At 68.5% G+C, this 26,124-nt stretch carries 26 protein-coding genes and 1 tRNA gene; 16 read left to right on the top strand and 11 right to left on the bottom strand.

Annotated elements, in window-relative coordinates; all coding sequences use genetic code 11:
* Window positions 1-43 precede the first annotated feature (43 nt).
* Complete coding sequence (locus ACE11G_RS14150) at window positions 44-304, top strand: antitoxin (RefSeq protein WP_375002626.1); 261 nt, start codon at window positions 44-46, stop codon at window positions 302-304.
* 18 nt (window positions 305-322) lie between these two features.
* Here ACE11G_RS14150 and ACE11G_RS14145 read toward each other — a convergent pair whose 3' ends face one another.
* Complete coding sequence (locus ACE11G_RS14145; protein WP_045539193.1) at window positions 323-976, bottom strand: DNA-3-methyladenine glycosylase; 654 nt, start codon at window positions 974-976, stop codon at window positions 323-325.
* Here ACE11G_RS14145 and ACE11G_RS14140 point away from each other — a divergent pair.
* Window positions 954-1,391 (top strand): SRPBCC family protein, encoded by a 438-nt coding sequence (locus ACE11G_RS14140; RefSeq protein WP_006894629.1) that lies wholly within the window; start codon window positions 954-956, stop codon window positions 1,389-1,391. The two genes, ACE11G_RS14145 and ACE11G_RS14140, sit on opposite strands and share 23 nt — an antisense overlap.
* 24 nt (window positions 1,392-1,415) lie before the next feature.
* Here the strand turns inward: ACE11G_RS14140 and ACE11G_RS14135 are convergent, their stop codons facing one another.
* The 5 genes from ACE11G_RS14135 to ACE11G_RS14115 all read right to left on the bottom strand — a co-directional run bounded on the left by ACE11G_RS14135 (window position 1,416) and on the right by ACE11G_RS14115 (window position 5,165).
* Complete coding sequence (locus ACE11G_RS14135; RefSeq protein ID WP_006894631.1) at window positions 1,416-2,168, bottom strand: hypothetical protein; 753 nt, start codon at window positions 2,166-2,168, stop codon at window positions 1,416-1,418.
* Window positions 2,165-3,214 carry a hypothetical protein gene (locus ACE11G_RS14130; RefSeq protein WP_082781319.1) on the bottom strand — a complete coding sequence of 350 codons (1,050 nt, stop codon included), beginning with the start codon at window positions 3,212-3,214 and terminating at the stop codon, window positions 2,165-2,167. The genes ACE11G_RS14135 and ACE11G_RS14130 overlap by 4 nt, the downstream gene beginning before the upstream one ends.
* Window positions 3,215-3,287: 73 nt before the next feature.
* Window positions 3,288-3,824 (bottom strand): hypothetical protein, encoded by a 537-nt coding sequence (locus tag ACE11G_RS14125; RefSeq protein ID WP_006894635.1) that lies wholly within the window; start codon window positions 3,822-3,824, stop codon window positions 3,288-3,290.
* A 301-nt stretch (window positions 3,825-4,125) separates the two neighbouring features.
* The gene (locus ACE11G_RS14120) at window positions 4,126-5,013 is read right to left on the bottom strand and encodes a hypothetical protein (protein WP_375002623.1); all 888 of its coding nucleotides are present in this window, start codon (window positions 5,011-5,013) and stop codon (window positions 4,126-4,128) included.
* Between the two features lie 79 nt (window positions 5,014-5,092).
* A tRNA-Arg gene (locus ACE11G_RS14115) sits at window positions 5,093-5,165 on the bottom strand.
* A gap of 211 nt (window positions 5,166-5,376) precedes the next feature.
* On the opposite strand from ACE11G_RS14115, the gene ACE11G_RS14110 reads away from it, so the two are divergent.
* Both ACE11G_RS14110 and cobF read left to right on the top strand, forming a co-directional pair.
* Window positions 5,377-6,201, top strand: a complete 825-nt coding sequence (locus tag ACE11G_RS14110; protein WP_346074689.1) for an SDR family oxidoreductase — start codon at window positions 5,377-5,379, stop codon at window positions 6,199-6,201.
* 5 nt (window positions 6,202-6,206) lie between these two features.
* Window positions 6,207-6,959, top strand: coding sequence for a precorrin-6A synthase (deacetylating) (cobF, locus tag ACE11G_RS14105; RefSeq protein WP_006894642.1), 753 nt, complete (start codon window positions 6,207-6,209; stop codon window positions 6,957-6,959).
* A 9-nt stretch (window positions 6,960-6,968) separates the two neighbouring features.
* Here the strand turns inward: cobF and ACE11G_RS14100 are convergent, their stop codons facing one another.
* Window positions 6,969-7,718, bottom strand: a complete 750-nt coding sequence (locus ACE11G_RS14100; RefSeq protein ID WP_375002620.1) for a 3'(2'),5'-bisphosphate nucleotidase CysQ — start codon at window positions 7,716-7,718, stop codon at window positions 6,969-6,971.
* Between the two features lie 104 nt (window positions 7,719-7,822).
* Here ACE11G_RS14100 and ACE11G_RS14095 point away from each other — a divergent pair, with 104 nt between their 5' ends.
* Window positions 7,823-8,719, top strand: a complete 897-nt coding sequence (locus ACE11G_RS14095) for an Fpg/Nei family DNA glycosylase (RefSeq protein ID WP_062367662.1) — start codon at window positions 7,823-7,825, stop codon at window positions 8,717-8,719.
* A gap of 48 nt (window positions 8,720-8,767) precedes the next feature.
* Here ACE11G_RS14095 and ACE11G_RS14090 read toward each other — a convergent pair whose 3' ends face one another.
* Window positions 8,768-9,970, bottom strand: a complete 1,203-nt coding sequence (locus ACE11G_RS14090) for a DUF4185 domain-containing protein (protein ID WP_375002618.1) — start codon at window positions 9,968-9,970, stop codon at window positions 8,768-8,770.
* Between the two features lie 114 nt (window positions 9,971-10,084).
* Window positions 10,085-11,434, bottom strand: a complete 1,350-nt coding sequence (locus tag ACE11G_RS14085; protein ID WP_375002616.1) for a DUF4185 domain-containing protein — start codon at window positions 11,432-11,434, stop codon at window positions 10,085-10,087.
* Between the two features lie 149 nt (window positions 11,435-11,583).
* Between ACE11G_RS14085 and ACE11G_RS14080 the strand changes: the two genes are divergently transcribed.
* Entirely contained in the window at window positions 11,584-12,324 is a 741-nt protein-coding gene (locus ACE11G_RS14080; RefSeq protein WP_346074684.1) for an SDR family oxidoreductase, read from the top strand.
* Between the two features lie 48 nt (window positions 12,325-12,372).
* Entirely contained in the window at window positions 12,373-14,067 is a 1,695-nt protein-coding gene (pgi, locus tag ACE11G_RS14075) for a glucose-6-phosphate isomerase (protein WP_346074683.1), read from the top strand.
* A 24-nt stretch (window positions 14,068-14,091) separates the two neighbouring features.
* Here pgi and ACE11G_RS14070 read toward each other — a convergent pair whose 3' ends face one another.
* Entirely contained in the window at window positions 14,092-14,379 is a 288-nt protein-coding gene (locus ACE11G_RS14070; RefSeq protein WP_231650238.1) for a chorismate mutase, read from the bottom strand.
* Window positions 14,380-14,512: 133 nt separating this feature from the next.
* On the opposite strand from ACE11G_RS14070, the gene ACE11G_RS14065 reads away from it, so the two are divergent.
* Both ACE11G_RS14065 and ACE11G_RS14060 read left to right on the top strand, forming a co-directional pair.
* The gene (locus ACE11G_RS14065) at window positions 14,513-16,369 is read left to right on the top strand and encodes a DUF3488 domain-containing protein (RefSeq protein ID WP_375002613.1); all 1,857 of its coding nucleotides are present in this window, start codon (window positions 14,513-14,515) and stop codon (window positions 16,367-16,369) included.
* Between the two features lie 65 nt (window positions 16,370-16,434).
* The gene (locus ACE11G_RS14060; RefSeq protein WP_062367658.1) at window positions 16,435-18,942 is read left to right on the top strand and encodes a UvrD-helicase domain-containing protein; all 2,508 of its coding nucleotides are present in this window, start codon (window positions 16,435-16,437) and stop codon (window positions 18,940-18,942) included.
* A gap of 197 nt (window positions 18,943-19,139) precedes the next feature.
* Here the strand turns inward: ACE11G_RS14060 and ACE11G_RS14055 are convergent, their stop codons facing one another.
* Complete coding sequence (locus ACE11G_RS14055; protein ID WP_006894652.1) at window positions 19,140-20,150, bottom strand: M23 family metallopeptidase; 1,011 nt, start codon at window positions 20,148-20,150, stop codon at window positions 19,140-19,142.
* Window positions 20,151-20,449: 299 nt separating this feature from the next.
* On the opposite strand from ACE11G_RS14055, the gene sucC reads away from it, so the two are divergent.
* From sucC to ACE11G_RS14020, 7 genes are all read left to right on the top strand, one after another.
* A complete protein-coding gene (gene sucC, locus ACE11G_RS14050; RefSeq protein WP_006894653.1) occupies window positions 20,450-21,613 on the top strand; it encodes an ADP-forming succinate--CoA ligase subunit beta in 1,164 nt (387 codons plus the stop codon).
* A 16-nt stretch (window positions 21,614-21,629) separates the two neighbouring features.
* Window positions 21,630-22,532 carry a succinate--CoA ligase subunit alpha gene (sucD, locus tag ACE11G_RS14045; RefSeq protein WP_006894654.1) on the top strand — a complete coding sequence of 301 codons (903 nt, stop codon included), beginning with the start codon at window positions 21,630-21,632 and terminating at the stop codon, window positions 22,530-22,532.
* A 101-nt stretch (window positions 22,533-22,633) separates the two neighbouring features.
* Entirely contained in the window at window positions 22,634-23,197 is a 564-nt protein-coding gene (locus ACE11G_RS14040) for a hypothetical protein (protein ID WP_006894655.1), read from the top strand.
* Entirely contained in the window at window positions 23,190-23,630 is a 441-nt protein-coding gene (locus tag ACE11G_RS14035) for an RDD family protein (RefSeq protein WP_006894656.1), read from the top strand. Before ACE11G_RS14040 ends, ACE11G_RS14035 begins: the two co-directional genes overlap by 8 nt.
* Window positions 23,631-23,695: 65 nt before the next feature.
* Window positions 23,696-24,361: a DUF5336 domain-containing protein gene (locus ACE11G_RS14030; protein ID WP_375002609.1), complete on the top strand. Its 666-nt coding sequence runs from the start codon at window positions 23,696-23,698 to the stop codon at window positions 24,359-24,361.
* Window positions 24,362-24,490: 129 nt separating this feature from the next.
* Complete coding sequence (locus tag ACE11G_RS14025; RefSeq protein WP_045538625.1) at window positions 24,491-24,709, top strand: hypothetical protein; 219 nt, start codon at window positions 24,491-24,493, stop codon at window positions 24,707-24,709.
* Between the two features lie 96 nt (window positions 24,710-24,805).
* Window positions 24,806-26,122, top strand: a complete 1,317-nt coding sequence (locus ACE11G_RS14020) for a carboxyl transferase domain-containing protein (RefSeq protein ID WP_375002607.1) — start codon at window positions 24,806-24,808, stop codon at window positions 26,120-26,122.
* The last annotated feature ends 2 nt before the right edge of the window (window positions 26,123-26,124 follow it).

Here is a 26,124-nt window from a genome sequence, read left to right as displayed (position 1 = left end):
CCGGTGTGACGCGCGCCCGCCTGAGTCGACGTACCATCGGCACATGGATCTCAAAGGACTCGTGGACAAGGCCAAGGACGCGCTGAAGTCGAACCCCGATCTCATCGAGAAGGGCGGCGACCTCATCGACAAGGCCACCGGCAACAAATACGCCTCGCAGGTCGACAAGGCTCAGGACGCCGCGCGCAAGGCGGTCGGTGCCGAGCAGTCGAAGCCCGAGGACCGCAGAGCCGAGCACGCCCCGGCCGAGCAGCCCCAGGCCGAACAGGCCGAACCGCCGAAGGGCGAAGGCTCGGCCCAGTAGGCAACTCCCGGGGGTCGGTCAGGCCCGTGGATGCCGCCGGTACGCCGACACCGACGGCTCGCCGTCGATCCAGAACCGCCACGGTCGGTCGGCGGCGAGCCGGACGCCCACGCGCGGCCCGGCGATCACGTGCCCGCCGGTGGTCGGATCCGACGCCGGGTCGGCGGGCAGCAGGTGCACGCCGACCGGATCGAGCAGATCGGTGTCGAGGTCGGCTTTGGTGATTCCGAGTGCGCGGGTGAGATTGCCCGGGCCGCGTGCGAGGAGATGATCGGCGACGCCTCCGCGGCGGTCGCGGGCCGCCTGCACTCCGTCGATCACCGCGCCGGCTCGGATCAGCACCGCCGAGCCCTGCCCCTCCGGACTGGTGACCACGTTCGCGCAGTGGTGGGTGTGGATCTGATACACGTACAGGCGGTTCGGCGGACCGTACATGATCTCCGACCGCGGCGTCCGGGTGAACGCGTGCGAAGCGGGGTCGTCGGGCCCGTTGTAGGCCTCCACTTCGGTGATTCGCACCGACACGCCGTGCCCCACCAGGACACGGTTCAGGAGCGACCGCGCCGCCGCGAGGATCGTCGGCTCGGGTGCCGTCCCGGCGTGGGCCGGATCTACCTGTGACGCGCGGTGGCGGTTAGTCTCTGTACTCATGGCAAAGACCAGTGACTCCATTCATGTCGCGCTCTCCCCGGAAGACGCCTTCAAGTGTGCCGCCGATCTCGCCCGGTACGACGACTGGCTGGTCCTCCACGACGGCTGGCGCAGCCCGCTGCCCGCCCCCGACGACCTCAAGAAGGGCACCGCGGTCTCGTCGGTGGTCTCCGTCAAGGGGGCGCGCGTGCGGTTCGCGTGGGAGATCGAGAAGCTCGACCGGCCCGGCGAGGTCGTGCTCAAGGGTAACGGCAAGGGCGGAGTGAAGGCCAAGATCAACCTGCTCGTGAAGCCGGAGGGCGACGGCTCCCGGGTCACGTTCCTCATCGACCTCGGCGGTCTGCCGCTGATCGGACCGGCGGGCAAGGCCGCGGCGATGGCGGTCAAGGGCGACATCGAGAAGTCGCTCGTCAAGTTCAACGAATTGTTCGGCTGAGCCCGGCAGAGCGGAGCCGACCGATCAGTACGCCGACACGGTGATCGTTCCCGTGTAGGTGCACATCGAGGCGCCGTTCGGGTAGGCGACGGTGAGCGCCGGAGTCCAGGTGCCGGTGTTGAGAACACCGTTCAGCCCAGATCCGCCGCTGGTGAACACGGTCTTCGGCGACGCGAGCGTCTGCGGGCCGGTCGCGGTGCCCGCGACGCCGGCGGGCGCCGTCGCACTGTAGGTGACCTGCGATTTAGGAATCACTGCGCCGTTCGGGCAGGTGAAGTCCGTCGAAGACGCGCTCGCGGACCAGCCCTGTCCCTGCCACGTACTCACCGTGACGGCGGGCAGGATGCCGGTGGCGCTGGTGGCGTACGGCACGATGGTCCCGTAGGAGCCCGCCGAGACCGACAGATCCGATGCCGCCGACGGCGCGACGGCGGCGCGTCCGTGTTTCACGTCCTCGGTGGACGGGTTCGAGGAAGTCGTCGAGGTCGCCGGGGACACCGACGACGGGGGACGGCTGGTGGCGGCCTCGGGGGTGGTCTCGGTGATGGGCTCAGTGGTCTCCGCGGTAGGCGTGACAGTCGGCTCCGCGGTCGGAACCACGGCCGTCGTGTCCGGAGCCGGCGACTCGGAGAACTGCGCATCCGCGGAATCGGCCGGCGACGTCGTCGACGTGGTCGATTCAGAGGGTGTGGCCGAGGCGGGGCAGACGCCGACAGCCAACACTCCGGCAGTCGCGAGGGCGACGGTGCCGAGCGCGGCCCTCAGTGCGCTGTTCACACGGACTCTCCCGGCCCGGACGACGATCCCCGGCGTCGTCGGAGCAGCCACGCGGCGATGCCCGCCAGTGCTGCGGCGGCGATGACGACGATCGTGACGATCAGCGCGGTGTTCGACGATCCTTCGGTCTGATCCGACTGGTCGAAGCTGATCGATGCGGTCGAGTCGTGCGTGTGCACCCCGCTCTCCAACTGCACCTCGGCCTTCCACGGGCCGTCCGGGAGCTGTGCGCTGTTCGGGACTGCGAACACGACGTCGGCCGACTCACCCGGAGCGATGGTCATGCCCTTCGACGAGACCGCCTTGGCGGAGAGCCCTCCGGGTCCCTCACTCAGCTTCAGGGTGCCGGTGACGTCGACGGCGCGCCCTCCGGTATTCGTGACGTGGGCGGTCACTTCGGCGCCGTTGTCCGCACCGCGACGTCCCTCGAGCTTCTCGATCGCGAAGTCCGACGGCGGGCCGTTGCCGGGTCCGGTGGAGAGGTACATGCGGACGCCGACACGGGATGCGAGGCCGATGCCGGTCTCCTTGTTCTGGTTCGGCACCGTGGACGCCCAAATGACGCCGTACTGCTCCATCTCCGGCGCGTCCTTGGGTACGGCGATCGTCACCGCGACTCTGGCCTTCTGTCCCGGCGCGAGGTTCAGATTCGGCTTGTCGACGCTCGTCCACGACGTCAGGAGGTTCTTCGTCCCCGGCTCGCCCGGGACGAAGCTGCCGTCGACGATGCCGGCCGGTCCCGGGTAGACGGCGATCTTCATCGCGGTGTCGGTGCCGTTCGTCACCTGGACATGGCGTGTGATCGTGGTGCCGGGGTTCAGGTTGTCGATGATGTAGAGCTGCGCCCGAGGATCGTCCTTCGACTTCGCGGGGACGTCGAGCAGTCGGATACCGATGGAACCGTCCGGCGTTCCGCGGTCGGCCGGTGCCGTCGACGATCCGGGCGCGGCACCGGCGACGGCGGGACCGGTGAGGAGGACGACACCGGTCAGGAGGGCCGCTGTCAGCGTCGCGAGAAGTGCACGGAGGGAGGAGGTGGGGCGCATGCTGGGCTTTCGAGTGCGGTGGCCGGGACACGCGCGGTGCGTGTCCCGGCCACGAGGTTCTAGCCTGTCGGGGTCAGGCGACGGAGACGGTCACGGTGCCGGAATAGCTCCCAATCGGCAGACCGCCGGTGGGGAAGTCGACCGTCAGAGCCGGACTCCAGGTGATGATCTCGAGCGGCCAGGTGAGGCCGGTCCGGGTGACGACGGTAGCGGGGGATCCGAGGCTCTTCTCTCCCTGCCCGGTGACGTCGCCGCCGCCGACCTTGCCGATGATCGCGTTCGCCTCGTACTTCACGTCGGAGGCGGGAATCGTGACGCCCTGACCGGTGAAGTCGGTGGAGGATGCCGTGGTCTCCCAGGAGCGGGGAGAGCCATTGCGATTGTCGGTCACCGAGGCCGTCGGGAGGCCCCCGGTCGCCAGGGTGCCGTTCGCGTTCGGGACGATGGCGCCGAGCGGCCCCGCGGTGATCGACAGATCGCCGCCCTGGCCGGCCACGACGAAGGTCACCTGGGTGTCGGCCGATGGTGCGGCCTCGGCAGCGCCGGAGGGGACGAGGATTCCGGCGGCGGCAGCGGCGGCCACCGCCGCGACGAGTGGGAGTTTGCGCATGTTTCGGGGCTCTCTGGTGATGTGGCCGATCGGGTGGGAGGAACCTCGGCGACCTGATCGGGTAGACGGCGAGGTGTGCCCGACAGGCGGGCGCGCCGACGGATGTCAGCGCGTGAAACATAACGCGATGTGCCGACTATGAAGCGGGGTCGTGCCGCACTTCGTGTGATCGTCGGACAGTTCCTGTGCCGCAGTGCCGGCCGGTGGCACAAATCGGCGGTTCCGCCGCCGTGTGGAGAGCCGTCGTGTGGAGCCGTCGTGTGGTGGTGCGTCCTCGGGGGCGCGGCCCGGATCGACGGTGTCAGTCCCCAGCCGGCGCGAAGCCGCCTTTATCTGCGGTCGGGGCAGTGGCGAACCAGAGGTCGGGTGTCACTGACGCATACTCGGCGTCGCCCGGCCGGTAGTACAGGCCCGCTTCGACGATCGCCTTGATCGGGTACCCGTCGGGTGCTTGCATCGGATCGTTCGGCAGCGGGCGCGACGCCCCGATCGGCAGCGGCACCTCTCCGCCCTGGGAAGGGACTCGCGCGCCCGGCCGCGCGGGCACCTCGGCGGCCTTCGCCGCTGCGGCGGCCGCCTCGGCCCTCGCGATCGCGTCCGCGGCGCTCGTCTCCCGGCCGTCCGCCAAGGCCCGCAGCCGGTCCGCGCGCTCGTCGGTGACCGGAGGGAATCCCGGTCCGGTCGCCGGGGTGTAGGTCTTGTAGTTGTAGGAGTTCAGGCCGCGCAGCCACGCCAGCATCAGGCCGACGAGCGGGATCAGCAGCAGGAGCATCCACCACCAGGCGGAGATGCCGTCGGTGGAGTCGTCTGCTTCGGCGACGGGGTGGACGGCAGATGCCGGAACGTCGACGTACGTGGCGCCGACGAACGGCTTCACCATCACGACGCCGTTCAACGGCTCATGACCGTCCTCACGCATTGTGCGTTCGGGGTCGGAGAAGACGTTCTGCGCGCCCGACTCCGCGGTCCACACGATAACGCCGTTCTCGTACAGCTGCCGGTAACCGTCGCCGGTCCGGACCAGATCGCCCTGCTGCTCACCGAGGGAGTCCTCCATGGTGACCGAGAGTTGGTTGATCGCCTGCCGTGCGTCGTCGCGCGTGTCGGCGTGAGCGGGGGCCGGAACCGACAGCGCGGCGGTGACCGCGACGGCCAGTCCGAGGGTGAGTGCGCGGATTCGCGACGTCATCACTGAGAGATCCTCCTGAGCTGAACAGCACTGCGGGTGCTTCGCTCACGACTCTAGACACAGCACTCTGGACACTGCGTGCTCCCGGTAGGATTCGAACCTACGACACCCGCTTTAGGAGAGCGGTGCTCTATCCCCTGAGCTACGAGAGCGGGGACCGCGGTGAGCGTCATCGGTTCGCCGCCGGCCCGGTCGGCGGCCGAGATGGGGACGCGGTCGCCGACGAGGAGAAGTCTACGTCACCGGCTCGGCTGCGACGCCGAGCGCCTCTGCTCCTCCGCACCCGCGACGCTCACTCCACATCGCCGGTGTCCGGACCGGTCGTTCGCCCCGCGGCCCGCTGTCCCGGCTACCGTAGGTGCCATGACCAAATCGATCACCGGGCAGCGGACTGTGCTGGTCACCGGAGCGAGCAGCGGAATCGGGGAGGCCGTGGCGCGACAGTTCGTGGCGCTCGGACACAAGGTGTACGGCACCAGCCGCAACCCGGACTCGGTGCGCAACCCGATCCCGGGCGTCACGTACCTGCGCCTCGACAACGAGGACTACGCGTCGGCCACCGAGTGCGCCGAGGCTGTCGGCGATCTCGACATCCTCATCAACAACGCGGGAGAGAGTGCCGCGGGTGCCTTCGAGGACACGCCGATGGACGCCGTCGAGCACCTGTTCAAGGTCAACGTCTTCGGGCCGGTCGCGCTGACGAAGGCGGTGCTGCCGCGTATGCGCCATCGTCGCACCGGGACCATCGTGATGGTGGGGTCGATGCTCTCGAGCTTCCCGGTCGCGTTCCGCACCAACTACGCGGCCACCAAGTCGGCGCTCAAGGGCTACGCGATGGCGCTGCGCCGCGAGGTGGCGCCGTACGGAATCCGCGTCACCACCGTCGAACCCGGCACCATCGCGACGGGGATCGGCGAGCGGCGCACCATCCACATCAAACCCGACTCGGTGTACCGGGAGGAGTACGAGACCCTCGCGGCGGCGACGCGCCGCAATGAGGCGAAGGGGATCTTGGCGGCGTCGATGGCGCAGGAGATCGTCGAAGCCGCGCTCGCGGAGCACCCGCGACCGCTGTACGCCCGCGGCAATCGGGCGCCGATCGTCTTCGCACTGCGGCGTCTGGTTCCGCGTCAAACGGTGCTCGACCTCACCGCGCGCATCCACGGCTTGAAGAAGGTGCGGCTCTGAACGCCGTGCTGCTGCGCGTCATCGGGATCGGACCGGGGTCACCGCGCCAGATCACACTGGAGGCGGTGGATGCGATCGGCGCCACGGACGTCTTCTTCCTGCTCGACAAGGGCTCTCGCACAAGCGAACTGACCGCTCTCCGGGAGAAGTTCCTGACCGAGTACGGTGCGCCCGGACATCGCGTGGTGGCGATCGCCGACCCGCCGCGCGATCGTCGTCCCGACGATTACGAGGCCGAGGTCCGGCGCTGGCACGCCGCGCGCGTCGACGCGGTGCGGGCCGCGGTCTCCGAGCATCTGCGTCCCGGCGAGACCGGCGGTTTCCTGGTGTGGGGCGATCCCGCGCTGTACGACTCCACACTCCGCATCCTGGACCAGCTCGCCGCGCGCGACGACGTCTCCGTCGAGGTCGAGGTGATCGCCGGTGTGACGAGCGCGTCCGCGCTGACCGCCGCGCACGGGATCGTCGCGCACGGCATCGGCGAACCGATCCTGACCACCACGGGCCGCCGGCTCTCGGCCACGCCCGCGGGTGCCGACGCCAATCAGATCGTCATGCTCGATTCCGACCTCGCCTTCCGCGAGACGGCCGCACCCGACGACCTGGTGTACTGGGGCGCCTACCTGGGCACCGAACACGAGATCCTGGTGAGCGGCCGGGTAGCGGACGTGACCGCGGAGATCGAGGAGAAGCGGGCGCGAGCGCGTGAACGGCTCGGCTGGATCATGGACATCTACCTGCTGCAGAAGGCTCGCTGAGCGGCCCTCTCACCAGGGTGTCGCGACCGCCTCGAGAACGGCGTCGGCGATCTCCGTGCGACAGATGACGAAGTCGGGCATGTACGGCTGCGGGTTGTTGTAGACGATCGGCCGTCCGTCGAGCCGGCTGCAATGCAGTCCCGCCGCCAGCGCGACGCCGACCGGCGCGCAGTTGTCCCACTCGTACTGGCCGCCGGAGTGCACGTAGGCGTCGACATCGCCGCGGACCACGGCCATCGCCTTGGCGCCCGCCGAACCGATGCGGACCGCGTCCATGCCGAGCCGATCGGCGACCGCCGCGGAATGATACGAGTGTCCGTACCGCGACACCGCGAGTCGGCCCGTGAGCGGCCCGTGAGTGGCCGGTACGTCGTCGCTGCGGAACACCTCGTTCTGCGCCGGGAGCGACACCGCGGCCGCGGTCGGCGTGCCGTCCACCGCGAGCGCAACGTGCACCGCCCAGTCCGATGTACCCATCGCGAACTCGCTCGTGCCGTCGAGCGGATCGATGATCCACACCCGCTCGGCGCGCGAGCGGTCGCCGACGTCCTCGGCCTCCTCCGAGAGCACGGCGTCCCGTCCTCGGTGCCTGCGCAGGACGGTGGAGATCCATGCTTGCGCCAGTGCGTCTCCCACATCGCCGACCAGGGGGCCGGTGAGCAGATTCCGGTGGCGGATGCCCAGGAGGATCTCGCCCGCGCCTTCGGCGATAGCGGCGGCGAGTTCGGCGTCGGACATCGCGGGAGGGGACGGGCGCATTCTCTAACTAGAACACACGGGCGCAGGCTGGAGCACCGGCGGATTTCCGGTCGGGTCGGTCCGGCTCACGTGAGAAAGTCCGACCCGTGGCGCACACTGGGGGCATGCCGGAGCTTCCCGAAGTGACCGCCATCGCGACGTACCTCGACTCGCGGGCCGCCGGCCTGCCGATCCGGCGGGTCGACGTCGCCTCGCTCGCCGTGCTCAAGACCGCCGATCCGCCGTACACGGCGCTGACGGGCCGCATCGTGTCGAGCGTCGACCGTATCGGGAAGTACCTGGTGATCCGGACCGCGCCCGGGCCCGCGGACGGCGATGCCGCGGTCGACGACGAGATCGACCTGGTGATCCACCTGTCCCGTGCCGGGTGGGTGCGTTGGAGCGACTCGCTCTCGCAGACTCCGCCGAAACCGGGAGGCAAGGGCCCCATCGCGCTGCGCGTTCACTGCGGGCTGCCCGGTGAGGGATTCGACGTCACCGAGGCCGGGACGCAGAAGCGGCTGGCGGCCTGGATCGTCCGCGACACCGCAGAAGTGGAACGGATCGCCGGCCTCGGGCCCGACGTTCTGGCGCTGGACCGCGACCAGTTCGCCGCAATCCTCGCCGGCAGCAGCGCGCGGATCAAGAACCTGCTGACCGATCAGCGGGTCGTCGCCGGCGTGGGCAACGCCTACTCGGACGAGATCCTGCACACCGCTCGGCTGTCGCCCTTCGCCACGTCGAAGAGCCTCTCGGACAAGCAGATCGACGACCTGTACCGGGCCGTCCGCTCGGTGCTGCACGATGCGATCGAACGGCTCGAAGGACAGGAGGTGGCCCGCCTCAAGTCGGAGAAGCGCACCGGGCTTCGGGTCCACGCGCGCACCGGCCTGCCCTGTCCGGTGTGCGGCGACACCGTCCGTGAGGTGTCCTTCGCCGACCGCTCGTTCCAGTACTGCCCGACGTGTCAGACGGGCGGCAAGGTGCTGGCCGACCGCCGGATGTCGCGGCTGCTGAAGTAGGCGATCGACGCGCGTGGCCGCTGCGCTCCGGGCCGTCGACCGCCGCTCCTACACCCGCGTACGCACTAGGAGCACGTTGTAGTCGTCCCAGCGGCTCGCGTTGAAGTAGAGATCGGGACCGGTGCCGCGCAGGGCGGGTGAGTTCGGGAGCATCATCGGCGCGTACAGATCCAGGCTCGCCGGAGCGATCCGGCGCGGGCCGCTCCACGGGCCCTGCGGAGACGGTGCCGTGCGCATCAGCACGCCGCGCGGGCTGTCGAGCATCACGTACTTGTTCAGGAAGGGACTCCAGGCCACCGACAGTTCGGTGACCGGTCCGCGCACCACCGGTCGCGCGGCGTCGGGCGACGGCGCCCAGACGCGCCCGGTCCAGTACTGATACCTGCCGAGGTCGAGGATGTCGGAGGGCCGGAAGCGAGCGACGTACGCGGAACCGAAGCGGCCGTTCGGGGTGCCGTACTGGTAGATCCAGCCGGCGTCGGCGCCGCGCCCCTTCACGTAGGCGCTCTGCTGGAAGTGCGCGTCACCGGCCCGGATCGACGGCGAGCCCGCTCCGGTGGGCACCGTGACTCCGGCATTGACGCGGATGGTGTTCTGCGGGGTGGACCAGGTGCGGCCGTTGTCGTTCGAGACCGCCGTCGCCGAGTAGTTCGTGTACCAGACACTGGGCGGGCCCCAGGCTCGGACCGACATGTAGTTGACGTACTGTCGGCCGCCGATCGAGATGCCGGCGGTCGGAATCGTGGTCTTCTCGATGCCGTCGAACCCGAGCGCGCCGAACATCTGGCCGGCGTAGCCGCTGCCGTCGAGGCGCAGCCCGTCGGACAGGTTCCGGTCGGACGACCGCAACAGCGCGTTGTGGCGCCACTGCTGATCGCCGGTGAGGCAGTTGCCGAAGGTGTCGCCGAAAGCGAGGAGCGTCTGCCCGCGGCCGTTGTCCCAGGCGACTCCGACATCGGTGCCGGAGACGCCGAACCGTCCGAAGGTCCTATTGGGGCTGCGGGGACCGGTGACCCACGCGACGGTCGCGGTGGTCCCGTCGTCGTAGGCGGGCATGGCCTTCTGCGGACCGGCCGGGGCACCGCCGCGGGGCAGGAACTTGCCGATCACGGGAATCGGGACCACCGGGCCGCTGTTGCTGCAGGCGCGAGCGTCGGCGGGTGCGGTCACCGACAGTGCCGCCGCCGCGGCTGCGGCCGTGATGACACAGGCGGTGAGCATCTGGAGCGTTCGGAGTCTCAGACGGCGCATGGTTCCTCATCTGTGGCTGGAGTGCTTACCGTGCCTCTCTTTGGTAACAGGCGGGTTCGGTGCTCGTACAGCGATACGGCACCGGTGTCGCCGACTCGAGGGAAATGGGCGATATCACCGTGACAGGCGAGTTCGCACCAACGCGACGTTGTAGTCGTCCCATCGGCTGCCGTGGAAGTAGAGGTCGGGGCCGGTGCCGGTGAGCGCGGGCGATTGGGGGAGCATCATCGGAGCGTAGAGGCCCAGCGTCCCGGGGACGAGCAGCCTGGGTGCGCTCCACGGTCCTTCGGGATGGTCGGCGGTCCGCATCTGGACCCCGGTGGTGGGACTGTGCAGCATCACGTACTTGTTCAGGAACGGACTCCACGCCACCGACAGTTCGGTGACCGGTGCGGGAAGGACCCTCCCGGCGGAGCCGCCGGGGATGTCGTCGATGGAGTCGGACCAGCCACTGCCGGTCCAGTAGTGATAGCGGCTCAGGTCGAGGACGTCCGACGGCCGGAATCGGGCGAGGTAGGCGCCACCGAACCGGCCGTTCGGGGTGCCGAACTGATACACCCAGCCGTCATCGTCGCCGTGCCCCTTCACGTAGGCGGCCTGCTGGAACTTGCTGTCGTTGGCGTGAACAGACGGCCATCCCTCCGGGATGGGCAGCGAGACGCCGGCGTTCACGCGGATGGTCGCAGGCGGCGTGGTCCAGGTCTGTCCATTGTCGGAGGAGACGGCGGTCGCGGAGAAATTGGTGTCCCACTGGCCGGGGAGTCCCCACTTCCGGACCGACATGTAGTTCAGGTACTGCTTGCCGTCGATGGCGATCGCAGATGTGGGGATGGTGGTGACCTCGACGCCGCTCCAGCCGATCGCCCCGATCATCTGACGGGCGAAGGCCGGCGCGTCCGCGGCCACCGAAGCGCCGGAGTGGACGTCGCCCGGAACGCCGTCCGGCACGGTGAGTCCGTTCGTCAGGTCGTCGTCGGTGGTGCGGAGCAGAACGTTGTGCCGCCACTGCCTGCCCGGTGCTGTGCAGTCACCGAATGTGTCGCCGAAGGCCAGGAGGGTCTGGCCCGCGCCGTTGTCCCAGGCGATGCCCAGATCGGTGCCCGAGATGCCGAAGCGGGTGAAGGTCCGATTCGCGCTGCGGGGTCCGGTGGTCCACGCGACGGTGCGGGTGACTCCGTTGTCGAACTGCGGGAGTGGGCCCTGTGGTCCTTGCGCGGCACCCGAACCGGATCCCGACGAGCCCAGCGATCCTGATGAGCCCAGTGATCCTGATGAGCCCAGTGATCCTGATGAGCCCAGCGATCCGGTGTCGAAGAAGGGCAGGCTCGACCCGTTGCCCTGGGTGCCGCAGGGTGCCGCGGCGGCGTCTCCGACTCCCGGAACCGTCACGAGGACGGCCGCGGTGATCGTCGCAGCCGACACAGTGAGGCTGCGGAAGGGAAGGAGGCGGCGGAAGGGAGGCATGGGCTCACTCCTGTTACGCAAGGTGAAATTGTGATGGAAGTTACTAGAGTGACGTTGATCGTCTCATCCCGTCGGTTCGCCGCGCAACGGCGCGTCCGGCCGATCACGCCGCGGTGCCGACCCTCGTCACGGCCGGTAGATTCGGCTGCATGGTTCGCGAGAAGATCATCATCACCGGTGCGAGTTCAGGTCTCGGAGAGGGGATGGCCCGCGAGTTCGCGGCCCGCGGCCGCAGTCTGGGACTCGCGGCGCGACGGATCGATCGGCTGGAATCGCTTGCCGGGCAACTCGAATCATCCGCGCGCCGGGTGGCAGTCAGGCAACTCGACGTGACCGACGCGGATGCGGTCCCAGTGGCCTTCGAGGCGCTGTCGGAGGACCTCGGCGGTGTCGACCGGGTGATCGTGAACGCCGGGCTCGGCAAGGGTGCTCCGATCGGAACCGGACACGCCGCGGCCAACATGGAGACCGTTCAGACCAATCTCGTCGGTGCGCTCGCGCAAGCCGAAGCGGCGATGGAGATCTTCCGCAGGCAGAACGCAGGACACCTCGTCCTGGTGAGTTCGATGAGTGCGGTCCGGGGTCTGCCGAAGGCTCAGACCGCGTACTCGGCCTCGAAGGCAGGAGTCTCGGCCCTCGGACAGGGGCTCAGAGCCGAACTCGCGGGAAGCCCGATCACGGTGACGGTGCTGCTTCCGGGTTACATCGAGACGGACATCAACCGCGGAGTGAAGACCTCGATGATGACCGACACCGAGCGCGGGGTGAAGGCGATGGTCGCGGCGATCGAATCCGAACGCGCCCGCGCGGCGGTTCCGGCGTGGCCGTGGACGCCGATCTCGTGGGCGCTGCGCTACCTGCCGGAGTCGCTCTCGGCGAGGCTGATCTGAGCCACACCTCGCGAGGAACTCGTTCGACCGAATAATGTGGGGACAATGATGACGAATCTGCGTGGACGGCTCGACGGGACGGACGATTTCGACATCACATCGACTGTCTCGTGGCACGCTCTGGCTGCTCACCAGCAGCATGTGTACTCGCTGCACCTGCGTGAACTCTTCGTGATGGATCCTGATCGCGGACGTGATCTGACGGTCGACGCCGCCGATCTGCACATCGACTTCTCCAAGAACCTGATCACCCGGGAGACCGTGGAACTGCTCGCGGCACTCGCCCGTGAGGCCGGTGTGGAAGAGCAGCGCGATGCCATGTTCGCCGGGGCGCATCTGAACACCTCGGAAGACCGTGCCGCGCTGCACATCGCGTTGCGGCTCCCGCGCGACGCCGAACTCGTGGTCGACGGCCAGGACGTGGTGGCCGACGTGCACGCGGTCCTCGATGCGATGGGCGAGTTCACCGACCGGGTGCGCAACGGCGAGTGGACCGGCTACACGGGCAAGCCGATCACCGACGTGGTCAACATCGGTATCGGGGGCAGCGACCTCGGTCCGGTCATGGCGTACGAGGCGCTCCGCCACTACCGTCATCCGGGGATCGCCGGGCACTTCGTCTCCAACAGCGATCCGTCCGATCTGGTGTCGGTGCTCGAGGGACTCGACCCCCAGACCACGCTGTTCGTCGTGTCGTCGAAGACCTTCACCACCCTCGAGACCATCACCAACGCGACCGCGGCGAAACGGTGGCTGCTGCGCGAGCTCGGGGTCGACGGGGCCGACTCGGACGCGGTCGCCAAGCATTTCGTCGCCGTCAGCACCAATACCGACGAGGTCGCGAAGTTCGGTATCGACACCGCCAACATGTTCGGATTCTGGAACTGGGTGGGCGGCCGCTACTCGATCGACTCGGCGATCGGGCTGTCGTTGATGATCGCCATCGGCCGTGAGCTGTTCGGCGAATTCCTCGCCGGTTTCCACGCGATGGACGAGCACTTCCGGACCGCGCCGCTGGAGCGGAACGCGCCGGCGATCCTCGCGCTGGTGGGTCTGTGGTACTCCAACTTCTGGGATGCGCAGTCGCAGGCCGTGCTGCCGTACTCCGACGACATGGCTCGGTTTCCGGCATACCTGCAGCAGCTGACGATGGAGTCGAACGGGAAGTCGGTCACCGCCGCCGGACATCACGTCACCTCGCCGACCGGCTCGATCTACTGGGGTGAGCCGGGGACCAACGGGCAGCACGCCTTCTACCAGCTCCTGCATCAGGGGACCTGGCTGATCCCGGCCGATTTCATCGGGTTCGCGCAACCGCTCGACGACCTGCCCGCGGCCGACGGACGTTCGATGCACGACATTCTGATGAGCAACTTCTTCGCACAGACGCAGGTGCTCGCCTTCGGCAAGACCGCCGACGACATCGCCGCCGAGGGGGTGCCGCCGAAGCTGGTGCCGCACAAGGTGATGCCCGGAAACCGCCCGTCGACGTCGATTCTGGCGCCCAAGCTCACGCCCTCGGTCCTCGGACAACTGATCGCACTCTACGAGCACGAGACCTTCGTGAAGGCGATGATCTGGGGGATCAACCCCTTCGACCAGTGGGGTGTGGAACTCGGGAAGAAGCAGGCCGTCGATCTGCTCGGCGTGATCAGCGACGACGCCGCGCCTGCGCCGCTGCCGGACTCGTCGACCGACGCACTGGTGCGCTGGTACCGCACCGAACGCGGCCGGCCGTCCTGAGGCCGCCGGGAGGCAGGGAGGTCGCTAACGCCCCAGCGGTCCGCGGCCCAGTCTCAGGAGCAGCATCGCGAGGGTGTGTCCCTCGGACCCCAGCGCGGAGAAGCGGTCGAGGACCTTCATCTCGCGGCTGTGCACCAGGCGCGGTCCACCCGTAGCCATGCGGTGCGCGCCGATCTTCTTCGATACGGCGCTGCGCCGCTGAATGGCGGCGAGGATGACGGCGTCCATGCGGTCGATCTCGACCCGGAGCTCCTCGATGTCGTCGGGCAGGGCGGTGACATCGTCGCTCAGCCCCAGCGCTTCCAGATCCAGCGCGAACCGTCCGCCGCCGTCGTTTCCGTGGGCCGCGCCGTCATTGGTCTGCTGATCATCCTGGTCACTCACGTCTTCCGATTTTGCCACGCAGGGTTCGCAGGCGTGGCGGCGCGTAGTGAACAATGCAGTGATGACCACCGCCGTGATGACCACCGCGAGAACGACCGCCGCGAGAAGAGTCGGAGCACTGGCACTGGCGCTGATCATGGTGCAGCTCGTCGTGCGCGCGGTGCTGGTGATCTGGGGAAACTTCTACTGGGACGACCTCATCCTCATGGGGCGGGCGTCCACGTACCCGATTCTGTCGTGGGATTTCCTGGGTTACAGCCACGACGGTCACTTCATGCCCGCCGCGTTCCTGGTCGCCGGGCTCACCACGGCGCTGGCCCCCGTGCAGTGGTGGCTGCCCGCGCTGACGCTGCTGGTCCTGCAGGTGGTCGCCTCACTGGCGGTGTGGCGGATGATCCGCATCCTCGCGCCGCGGGCGGGGGGCTGGGCGCTGGCCGCCCTGTGCTTCTATCTGTTCGTTCCGATGACCGTCAGTGCCTACGTCTGGTGGGCGGCCGGTCTGAACACCCTGCCGATGCAGGCCGCGATGGCAGTCGTGGTCGGCAACGCGGTAGCGCTGGTCCGCGACCGCCCGGACCCGGTGCGCAGCCGGCGTCTGCTGATCGGCGCGGTGGCCGCCTTCGTGGTCGGTCTGCTGTTCTTCGAGAAGTCACTGTTCATCCTGCCCGTCGCCTTCGTCGCGGCGGTTCTCGCGCTCCGCAGTCGCTCATCGGCCCGCTGGGACGATGAGGCCGACTACCGATCGTCACCGCTGAGCCAGGCCTTTCTTCGGGCTCGTCCGCTGTGGCTGATCCTCGGCGGCGTGTTCGTGGTGTGGGCCGCGGTCTTTCTCGCGACGTCGACGGCCACGGCCGGCGTCCACTCCATCGGGCAGACGGCCCATCTGGTGTGGCGCAGCATCAACAACGCGATCGTGCCCTCGTTCACCGGCGGTCCGTGGGTGTGGGAGCGGTGGACGCCGTCGCCGCCGATGGGATTCCCGAGCGTGTGGATGATCGTCCTCGGGTGGGTGGTGCTGGCGGCGGCGATCGCGATCACCGTGCGCCGCAGACGCGGCGTGGCGCTGATCTGGTTCTTCGCACTGCTGTACGCGGTGGCGGCCCAGATTCCGGTGATGTGGAACCGGTCGAGCGGCAACACCGCGCTCGAGCTGGCGCAGACCATGCGGTACCTGCCCGACACCGCGCTGGTGCTGGCGATCGCGTTGGCCCTGATCGCCGCGGCGCCGTCGATCGGTGCCCACACCGCGGGACCCTCACAGCCCGACCGGCGGATGGCGGTCGCGGCCGCGGTGGCGGGTGTGGCCTTCCTGGTCTCGGCGGTCACGGCCACGATGTCCTTCGGGCAGTCCTGGCGTGACGATCCGACCGGCGACTATCTGCGCACCGCGCGTGCGTCGCTGGCGTCGATGGACGGCAAGACGATGTTCGATCAGCCGGTGCCGCTCGAGGTGCTGCTGCCGGTCGCTTATCCGAACAACATGATCAGCCATGTCTTCGGCCGCCTGCGCGAGCGTCCCGGCTTCGGGAAGGTCACCGATGAGTTGAAGGTCCTCAATCCGGAGGGTCGCCTGGTCGCGGGAGCGGTGTCGCCGGTGCGAACCTTCGAGCCGAGCCGGGGCAGCTGCGCCAAGCCCGGCATCGACGACCTCACCAGGCTGCCGCTGAGCGGCCCGCTGATCGACTGGCAGTGGACCGTCGGTTTCAGCTACTGCGCCGACCGAGCCGGCACCGTGGAACTCCGTCTCGAAGGAGGCGACCCCGTCGAGGTCCCGGTGCGGTCGGGACTGCACGCGGCCTACGTCCAGCTCGACGGGCACGGCACCGAACTCCGGATCCGGCCGGTGACGCCGGGGCTGCGCCTGCACACCGGGGACGGCAGGGTGGGGGCGCCGGTGATGGCCGAGGCGGCGCCGTGACCGATTGTCGGGGGACAGGCGTGACGGCGAGGACTGTCGGGGGCCGAAGGTAGCCTGAAGAGGCCATGAACTCTTCACCTGCCGCCATCGACGAGACCCAGCTGAGCGACCGGGGACGCGAACTCCTCGACGGACTGAACCCCCAGCAGCGAGATGCGGTGCTGCACACCGGGTCGCCGCTGCTGATCGTCGCGGGAGCGGGATCGGGTAAGACGGCCGTGCTGACCCGGCGCATCGCCTTCCTGCTCGCCGAACGGAACGTGACGCCGGGACAGATCCTCGCGATCACGTTCACGAACAAGGCCGCAGCCGAGATGCGCGAGCGGGTGATCGACCTGGTCGGACCGCGCGCGGCCTACATGTGGGTCTCGACCTTCCACTCCACCTGCGTTCGGATTCTGCGGGCGCAGTCGAGCCTGCTCGGTGATCGCAATTCGAACTTCTCCATCTACGACGCCGACGACTCGCGCAGACTGCTCGGCATGGTGGTCCGCGACCTCGACCTGGATCCCAAGAAGTTCAGCCCGCGCGGTGTGGGCACGTTGATCTCCAACTTCAAGAACGAACTGAAGGATCCCGACGACGCCGCGGCGGAGGCGGCGGCCGACGGCCAGAGTGATCTGGCGGCGGGCACCGTCGCCCAGATCTACGCCGAGTACCAGCGTCGGCTGGCGGCGGCGAACGCCTTCGACTTCGACGATCTGATCGGCGAGACGGTGTCGTTGCTGCAGCGGCACCCCAATGTCGCCGAGTACTACCGGCGCCGCTTCCGGCACGTGCTGATCGACGAGTACCAGGACACCAACCACGCGCAGTACGTGCTGGTGCGGGAGCTCGTCGGCGAGCAGACGACCCCGAGCGGCCTGGAGCCGTCGGAGCTGTGCGTGGTCGGCGACGCCGACCAGTCGATCTACGCCTTCCGCGGCGCGACGATCCGCAACATCGAGGAGTTCGAGCGCGACTACCCGGACGCCGAGACGATTCTGCTCGAACAGAACTATCGCTCCACCCAGACCATCCTGTCGGCGGCCAACGCCGTCATCTCACGCAACGCGGGACGCCGTGAGAAGAAGCTGTGGACCGATTCGGGCGACGGCGACCTGATCGTCGGTTACGTCGCCGACTCCGACCGCGACGAGGCCGCGTTCATCGCGAAGGAGATAGAGGAACTCGTCGATTACTCGATCGGGGGTTCGGCGAGCCACACGTACGCCGACGTCGCGGTGTTCTATCGCACCAACACCGGGTCGCGGTCGCTGGAGGAGGTCTTCGTCCGCCACGGAATCCCCTACAAGGTGGTCGGCGGCACCAAGTTCTACGAGCGCAAGGAAGTGCGCGACGTGATCGCTTACCTGCGCGTGGTGGCGAACCCCGACGACTCGGTCAGCCTGCGCCGGATCCTCAACACACCGCGGCGCGGGATCGGCGATCGTGCCGAGGCGTGCGTCGCCGTCCATGCGGAGAATCTCGGCATCAGCTTCTACCAGGCGCTGGTGGAGGCGACCGAGAACCGCGTCCCATTGCTCAATACACGCGCGGTCAAGCAGATCACCCTGTTCGTCGACCTCATCGAAGGACTGCGCAGCGACTTCCTGATGGCCTTCGGCGCCGTCGGCGGCGAATCGGTCGACGACGCCGTCGCCGACGCGACCACGGAGGGCGGCGACATCGGCGAACTGGTCGACGCGATCGTCGATCGCAGTGGCTACCGTGCCGAGTTGGAGGCGTCCAACGACCCGCAGGACGCCGCACGGATGGACAACCTCAACGAACTGATCGCCGTCGCCCGAGATTTCAGCATGGAAGCCGCGCAGCGGGCCGATGAGCCGACCGACCCCGACACGGACGCGGCCGGCGAGATCGTTGGCGACGGTGAACCCGAGCCCGGCTCGCTCGCGGCGTTCCTGGAGAAGGTGGCCCTAGTGGCCGATGCCGACCAGGTGCCCGACGAGGGAGAGGGCGTCGTCACCCTGATGACGCTGCACACCGCCAAGGGGCTGGAATTCCCTGTCGTCTTCGTCACCGGCTGGGAGGACGGGCACTTCCCGCATATGAGGGCTCTCGGCGATCCGGCCGAACTCAGCGAGGAGCGACGGCTGGCGTATGTCGGGATCACTCGAGCCCGCCAGCGTCTCTATCTGACCCGTGCGATGTCGCGCGCATCGTGGGGACAGCCGGTGTCGAATCCGGAATCGCGGTTCCTGCAAGAGGTTCCGCAGCACTTGATCGACTGGCGGCGTACCGAGCCGAAGCGTGGCATGCGAGAGTTCGGCTCTCGCGGCGGCAGCTTCGGATTCGGTTCAGCCGGCGGAGGATCGTCCAACGGTTCCGAGTCGGGTTTCGGCTCGGGGCTGCGCGGACGGTCGTCGTACTCGTCCGACCCGACCCGTGGGCGGAACAAGAACGTCCACTACGAGATCGGCGACCGGATGAACCATCCGCAGTACGGGATGGGGAAGGCCGTGGCGAAGGAGGGGAGCGGTGTCACCGAGCGCATCACGTTCGACTTCGGCGGGAAAGTGGGCCGCGTGACGTTGATGACCGTCGGCGGACTGCCGGGGGAGAAGCTGTAGGGCGGGGGTGGTGGGCAGAGCAGACGTCTCGATACGCTCGCTCACTACGTTCGCGTGCTACTCGACCAGCCTGGGGGGCTGGTGCTGCTCGGCAAGCCTGGGGGGCTGGTGCTACTCGACCGGCCTGGGGAGCTGGTGCTGCTCGGCAAGGTCGGTGGGCCGGTGCGGCTCGGCGAACCGAACCCGTCGGTGTCTGACTAGCCGGTGAGTGCGGAGAGGCGGACGCCCTTCTTGGCGAGCCAGATGGCGGGATCGATCTTCACGTAGGCGCCGCTCGGGCCCTTGATCCACACCTCGAAGTGGCAGTGCGGTCCGGTGGAGAACCCCTCGGAGCCCACCAGCGCGATGGTGTCGCCGGCGGTGACCTGCTGGCCCTTGTGGACCAGCACACCGGAGGAGGCCATATGGCCGTAGACGGTGATGGTGCCGTCCGGCGCCTTGAGCCGCACCCAGTTGCCGAACCCGGAGGCCGGTCCGGCGTCGATCACCACGCCGTCGGTGGCGGCATGGATGGGCGTACCGAGCGGTGCGGCCATGTCGATGCCGCCGTGGAAGGTGCCCCAGCGGGGCGCGAAGGCCGACGTGAGGTTGTAGACGCCCATCGGGATCGGGGAGACCACTAGGGGCTTCTGCTTCGCGGCGATGGCGGCCGCCTGCTCCTTGGCGATCTTCACGCCCTGCGAGAGCTGATCGCCGAAATCGCTCATATCGGCCTGCGAGGCGGCCGGAACGGCTCCGGGGCCGGTGTCGCTCGCGGAGGTGTTCGCCACCGGGACGACGTTCGAGCCGTCGACCGGCGCGGGGTCGGCGGGGGCCTGGGCGAGTGGGCTCGCCTGGCCGTCGGATCCGGAGCCGGTGACGGCGATCGCGGTGGCGCCCGCGGCGATGGCGAATAGGGCGGTACGAGCACGCAGGGCCGACGAGGGGGCGCGGAGGCGGTGCTTCGGCTTGCCTGTCTCGGGCTGCGCGGCCACCGCAGTGGCGGTGGTGTCGGCAGCGGTGTCGTCGACCGCTGCGCCGTCGGTGAGAAGGATCTCGGTGGTGCTGACGGTGTCCTGGTTCAGCGCGGACCCGCCGAGGCCGATGCGCAGCGAGCGCGAAGGGAGCGGGAAGTCGTGAGTGCTGGGGGTGTCGAGAGGAGTGGGGTCGGCTTGGCCGGCTGTTGCGCCGTCACGGTCGAGAAGGCTCCGTGCTGCCAAGTCGTTCACCTCAAATCCTCAGCGCTGCCGCTCGAGGCAGCGGCTCGCATGTCGTGACCTAGTTGTTACCAACCCTGACGACGGTAACGAACGGTCGGCGCTAAGTCCACCGCCTCTCTCTATGACGTCCTCATTCTGGCTGCTCAGCGGCCACAATTGCGGTGCATAAGGGGTTACTGGTCAGTAGCGCGTGAGATGCGGCACAAGGTTGGGGTCGCGTTCGAATGCGACGGCGCCGGGGGTTTAGAGTCGCCTATGGCCCGCGTTACACCGGAGCGGGCGAAACATTACTTCAGATGGTGAGCTGAATGGATCTCTTCGAATACCAGGCGAAGGAACTGTTCGCCAAGCATGGGGTACCCACCACACCAGGTCGGGTGACTGACACTGCCGCCGATGCGCGGGCGATCGCCGAGGAAATCGGCAAGCCCGTGATGATCAAGGCGCAGGTCAAGGTCGGCGGCCGCGGTAAGGCCGGTGGCGTCAAGTACGCCGCAACCCCTGATGACGCACAGACGCACGCTGAAAACATCCTCGGGCTCGATATCAAGGGCCACGTTGTCAAGAAGCTCCTCGTTGCCGAGGCCAGTGACATCGCCGAGGAGTACTACATCTCCTTCCTGCTCGATCGCGCCAACCGCACCTACCTGGCCATGTGCTCGGTCGAGGGCGGCATGGAGATCGAAGAGGTCGCCGCAACCAAGCCGGACCGGCTGGCTCGCATCGCCGTCGACGCGGTCAAGGGCGTCGACCTGGCGTTCGCGCGCGAGATCGCCGAGAAGGGCCATCTGCCCGCCGAGGTCCTCGACGCGGCCGCCGTGACCATTCAGAAGCTGTGGGAGGTCTTCGTCGCCGAAGACGCACTGCTCGTCGAGGTCAACCCGTTGGTGCGCACGCCGGACGATCAGATCCTGGCGCTCGACGGCAAGGTGACGCTGGACGGCAACGCCGAGTTCCGGCAGCCGGGCCACGCCGAGTTCGCGGACAAGGACGCCACCGATCCGCTCGAGCTCAAGGCCAAGGAGAACGACCTCAACTACGTCAAGCTCGACGGTCAGGTCGGCGTCATCGGCAACGGTGCGGGTCTGGTCATGTCGACCCTCGACGTGGTCGCCTACGCCGGTGAGAACCACGGCGGCGTGAAGCCGGCCAACTTCCTCGACATCGGCGGCGGTGCGTCCGCCGAGGTGATGGCGGCCGGTCTGGACGTCATTCTCGGCGACGAGCAGGTCAAGAGCGTCTTCGTGAACGTCTTCGGCGGCATCACCGCCTGTGACGCGGTCGCCAACGGCATCGTCGGCGCGCTCGCCAAGCTGGGCGACGCCGCCAGCAAGCCGCTGGTGGTCCGTCTCGACGGCAACAAGGTCGAGGAGGGTCGCAAGATCCTGGCCGAGGCCAACCACCCGCTGGTGACCCTGGCGGACACCATGGACTCGGGTGCCGACAAGGCCGCTGAGCTGGCGAACCAGTAGGAGACGAAGAAGACTCATGTCGATCTACCTGAACAAGAACAACAAGGTCATCGTCCAGGGCATCACCGGCGGCGAGGGCACCAAGCACACCGCGCTGATGCTGAAGGCCGGCACCAACGTCGTCGGCGGTGTCAATGCCCGCAAGGCAGGCACCACCGTCTCGCACGTGGACGCCGACGGTAACACCGTCGAACTGCCGGTGTTCGCATCGGTCGCCGAGGCCATGGAGAAGACCGGGGCCGACACCTCGATCGCCTTCGTGCCGCCCGCCTTCTCGAAGGACGCCATCATCGAGGCCATCGATGCCGAGATCCCGCTGCTCGTGGTCATCACCGAGGGCATCCCGGTCCAGGATTCGGCCTACGCCTGGGCGTACAACGTCGACAAGGGCGCCAAGACCCGCATCATCGGCCCGAACTGCCCCGGCATCATCACGCCGGGCGAGGCGCTGGTCGGCATCACCCCGAACAACATCACCGGCAAGGGCCCGATCGGCCTCGTGTCGAAGTCGGGCACCCTGACCTACCAGATGATGTACGAGCTGCGCGACCTCGGCTTCTCGACCGCCATCGGCATCGGCGGAGACCCGGTCATCGGCACCACCCACATCGACGCGATCGAGGCCTTCGAGAAGGATCCGGAGACCAAGCTCATCGTCATGATCGGCGAGATCGGCGGCGACGCCGAGGAGCGTGCGGCCGACTACATCAAGGCCAACGTCACCAAGCCGGTCGTCGGCTACGTCGCGGGCTTCACCGCGCCGGAGGGCAAGACCATGGGCCACGCAGGCGCCATCGTCTCTGGCAGTTCCGGCACCGCGCAGGCCAAGAAGGAGGCCCTCGAGGCCGCCGGCGTCAAGGTCGGCAAGACCCCGAGCGAGACCGCCGCACTGGCGCGCGAGCTCTTCGACGCACTCTGATCGGACTCCGGTCCGGACGGACCTGAGAGTCGGACGACGAAACGTCCCGGTACGGCTGCATTGCCGCACCGGGACGTTTCGCATTCAGCCATAATCGTCGAGTGATAACCGATCTGGTCTCGGGTGCCGTGAACCGCGTGCTCGATGTTCCGCGTGCAGTGATCCGCGGCGTGCTGTCCGAGGCGATCGCATTCCTCACCGAAGAGATCGACCTGACCGAGGTGCTGCTCGCGGCCGTCGACCTCGACCGGGTGCTCGGCGAAGTGAATCTGCAGGCCGTCGTGGAACGACTGGACCTCAACGCGGTGATCGACACCATCGATCTGCAGAAGGTGCTCGACGGCATCGACCTGACGCCGATCCTCGACCGGCTCGATCTCAACCCGGTTCTGGCCAGACTCGACATCGACGCGGTGGTCGACGGAGTCGACCTCGACAAGGCGGTCCGGCGCATCGATCTCGACGCCGTCCTCGCGGGCGTCGATCTGGTCGTGGTCGGCAACCGGGTGATCAACGGCGTGGATCTCTCGTCGATCGTGCGCGACGCCAGTTCCACCGTGACGACCGAGATGATCTCCGACGTCCGGACCAGCAGCGAACGCGCCGACGACGCCGTGGAGGGCTTCGTGAACCGGGTCTTCCGCCGGAAGTCCGACGATGACTGAGCCGCGCGACGCGCGGCCGCGGACCGCGGGGATCGTGACCAGGCTGATCGCCGCCGTCATCGACGTGGTGCTGGTGGTCGCGCTTCTCGGTCTCGGTTATCTGGGGACGGCCTTCGTCCTGTTCACGATGGATATCACCAACTTCGCCTTCCCGCAGGTCGGGTGGTGGTTCACCACCAGCGGATTCCTCGGCATCGCGTTCGTCTATCTGGTCGCCGGGTGGTCGGTGACCGGCCGGACGGTGGGGAACGTGCTGATGGGACTGCGCGTGGTGCGCGTCAGCGGACGGCCGATGCACTTTGCGCAGATCCTGCTCCGGGCGTTGACCTGCGTGGTGTTCCCGGTCGGACTGTTCTGGGTGGTGTTGTCTCCGCGGCGGATGTCGTTGCAGGACGCGGTGCTGCGGACCAAGGTGATCTACACCGACGGATGAGAGAGCGGCGGACCGCCGCCGTCGACCGGGCCCGCAGTGTCGGATCCGGGTGGTTAGATACGGACATGACCAACCCGCCGCATCCGGATCAGCCGGACCCGAAGCCGGACTCGCAGCAGGCCCTCGGCCAGGAGACGAATTCCTGGACTTCCGCCAACCCGATGCCCGGATACGGTCCGGGACCGAGTGCGCCGCCGGGACCGCCGCCGATGATGTACGGCGCGCCCGGTTACCCGCCGCCTCCCGCCAGGCCCCCACTCCTCTCGCGCACTCCGACGCCGGTCCTGATGGCTGTCGGGTCCACGGCGGCCGGACTGGTCACGTTCTTCATGGGATTCCTCGGCTGGGTGACGGTCTCCGACGAGATCGACCACAAGGCCGAGGTCTGGGCCACTGGCATGAACGGAACCTTCGATGTGCCCGCTTACCTCAGCCCGTCGCTGATTCTCAGTCCCGGCTGGTTCTTTCTGCTGCTGGGGACAGTCGGTGTCGCGGCAGCGGGGCTGGCCGCACCGAGGTGGCGGCGCTACCTGCCGTTGCTGGCCTTACTCGCGATCTTCGGCTGGCTGGGTCTGCTCGTCTGCGCACTGGGTCTTCCGCCGTTCCTGAGTCTCGGGGCCGGTGCCTATGTGGCGCTGACGGTCGGTTTCATCCAAGCGGCGTTGTTGGCGATCGCCGCGGTGATCGACGGTCGTGCTCCCGCCGACCAGGGGCCGCCGCCCCGATTCTGAGCTCGGTCGGACGCGAGCGGTGATCGTTCGGCCGAATCGTGCTGCGCCCTGGACGAGGCTCGTCGCTCGTCGTAGCGTCGAGGACAGAGCGTTCGCCGGAGGCAGTCCACAGGGGATTGGAGGCTCGCCATGATCCGCAGAATCACGCTCCTCGCCGCCGTGGCGGCGGTCGGACTCACCGTCGCCTTCGCCGGGGCACCGGCCGCGTCGGCCGCACCGACCCACGCGCCCCCTCCGCGGATGTACTGCACGGGTACGGTCTGCTTTCTGATCTGCGCGGCCATCGACGCGATCTCGCCGGTCCCGCAGCGCTGGTGCTACCCGTTGTGGACGCCGAACATGAGTTGACTGCCCGAACGCCCGGCGTCAGGCATCATCGGGCATATGGGTACTGAGCGGCCGGGTAATGGGCGGCCGGGTAATGAGCGGCCAGACGCCGCGGCGATGATCGACGCCGTGCTCGACGACGGGACGTGGTGCAGCTGGGATCGGTCCACCGAGCCGGAGTCGGTCTGTACCGGCTCGGGGCGCGTCTGCGGTCGTCCCATCGCCTTGGTGGTCAGCGAATTCGGCGTATCGGGCGGGTCGATCGGTGCGACGGCCGGTGCGCGGATCGTCGAGGCGGTGCGCCGCGCCACGGCGGAGCGGCTGCCTCTCCTGGCGCTTCCCGCGTCCGGCGGAACGCGCATGCAGGAGGGCACGCCCGCGTTCCTTCAGATGGCCGCCATCACCGCTGCCGTAGCCGAGCACCGCGACGCCGGGCTGCCCTACCTGGTGTATCTGCGACATCCGACCACGGGCGGGGTCTTCGCCTCCTGGGGGGCGCTCGGCGACGTCACCTGGGCTCAACCCGGAGCACTGACGGGATTCCTCGGACCCAAGGTGTACGCGGGCATCCACGGCCGCCAGTTCCCGGCGGGCGTGCAGACCGCCGAGAACCTGCACCGCCTGGGATTCGTCGACGACGTCGTCGACCACCGCCGCCTCGGCGCTCGGGTCGCGAGCGTCCTCGCGGCGCTCGATCCCGCTGCGCCGGCCGTCCGGCACGAGGCGGCGGGACCGCTCGCAGCGGAGGTCGACGACGCGTGGTCGGCGGTGGCCGCCACACGTGACCGGATGCGCCCCGGGCTGACCGAACTCGAGACTCATCTCGGGGCGGTGCGGCTGGCGGGCGACGGGCCGATCCGTATCGCGCTCGCGAGGTTCGGCGGCCGTCCAGTGGTGCTGGCGGGGCAGGATCGCCGGATCCAATCGGAGGGCCGGTCGATCTCGGCCGACGCCCTTCGCGTCGCTCGCCGGGGTATCGCGCTCGCCGTCCGATGGGGACTGCCGCTGGTGACCGTCGTCGACACCAGCGGCGGCGAACTGTCGCGGGCGGCCGAGGAATCGGGCCTGGCTCGGCAGATCGCCGCGTGCACGATGGAGCTGCTGTCGGCCGCGACTCCCACGGCGTCGGTTCTGCTCGGGCAGGGCACGGGCGGCGCGGCGCTCGCGATGTTCCCGGCCGATCGGGTGATCGGTGCCGCTGACGGCTGGCTCGCACCGCTTCCGCCCGAGGGGGCGAGCGTCATCATGCGCGGCGACGTCGACCATGCGGCCGAAATGGCCCGGGCTCAGCACGTCTGGGTGCGCGAGCTGCGCCGGCTGGGAATCGTCGACGAGGTCGTGACGACACTCGACGAGACGGTGGCGGCGATCGACCGCTGGATCGCCACCGACCCCGTCGCCGATCGCTCGGGGCGGGTGCGGGTCGGGCGGTAGAG

The sequence above is a fragment of the Gordonia sp. PS3 genome (assembly GCF_041950545.1).
GTDB classification, from domain to species: Bacteria; Actinomycetota; Actinomycetes; order Mycobacteriales; family Mycobacteriaceae; genus Gordonia; species Gordonia sihwensis.
Note: the sequence above shows the minus strand (reverse complement) of the source record. Positions and strands in the feature narration are given on the sequence as shown.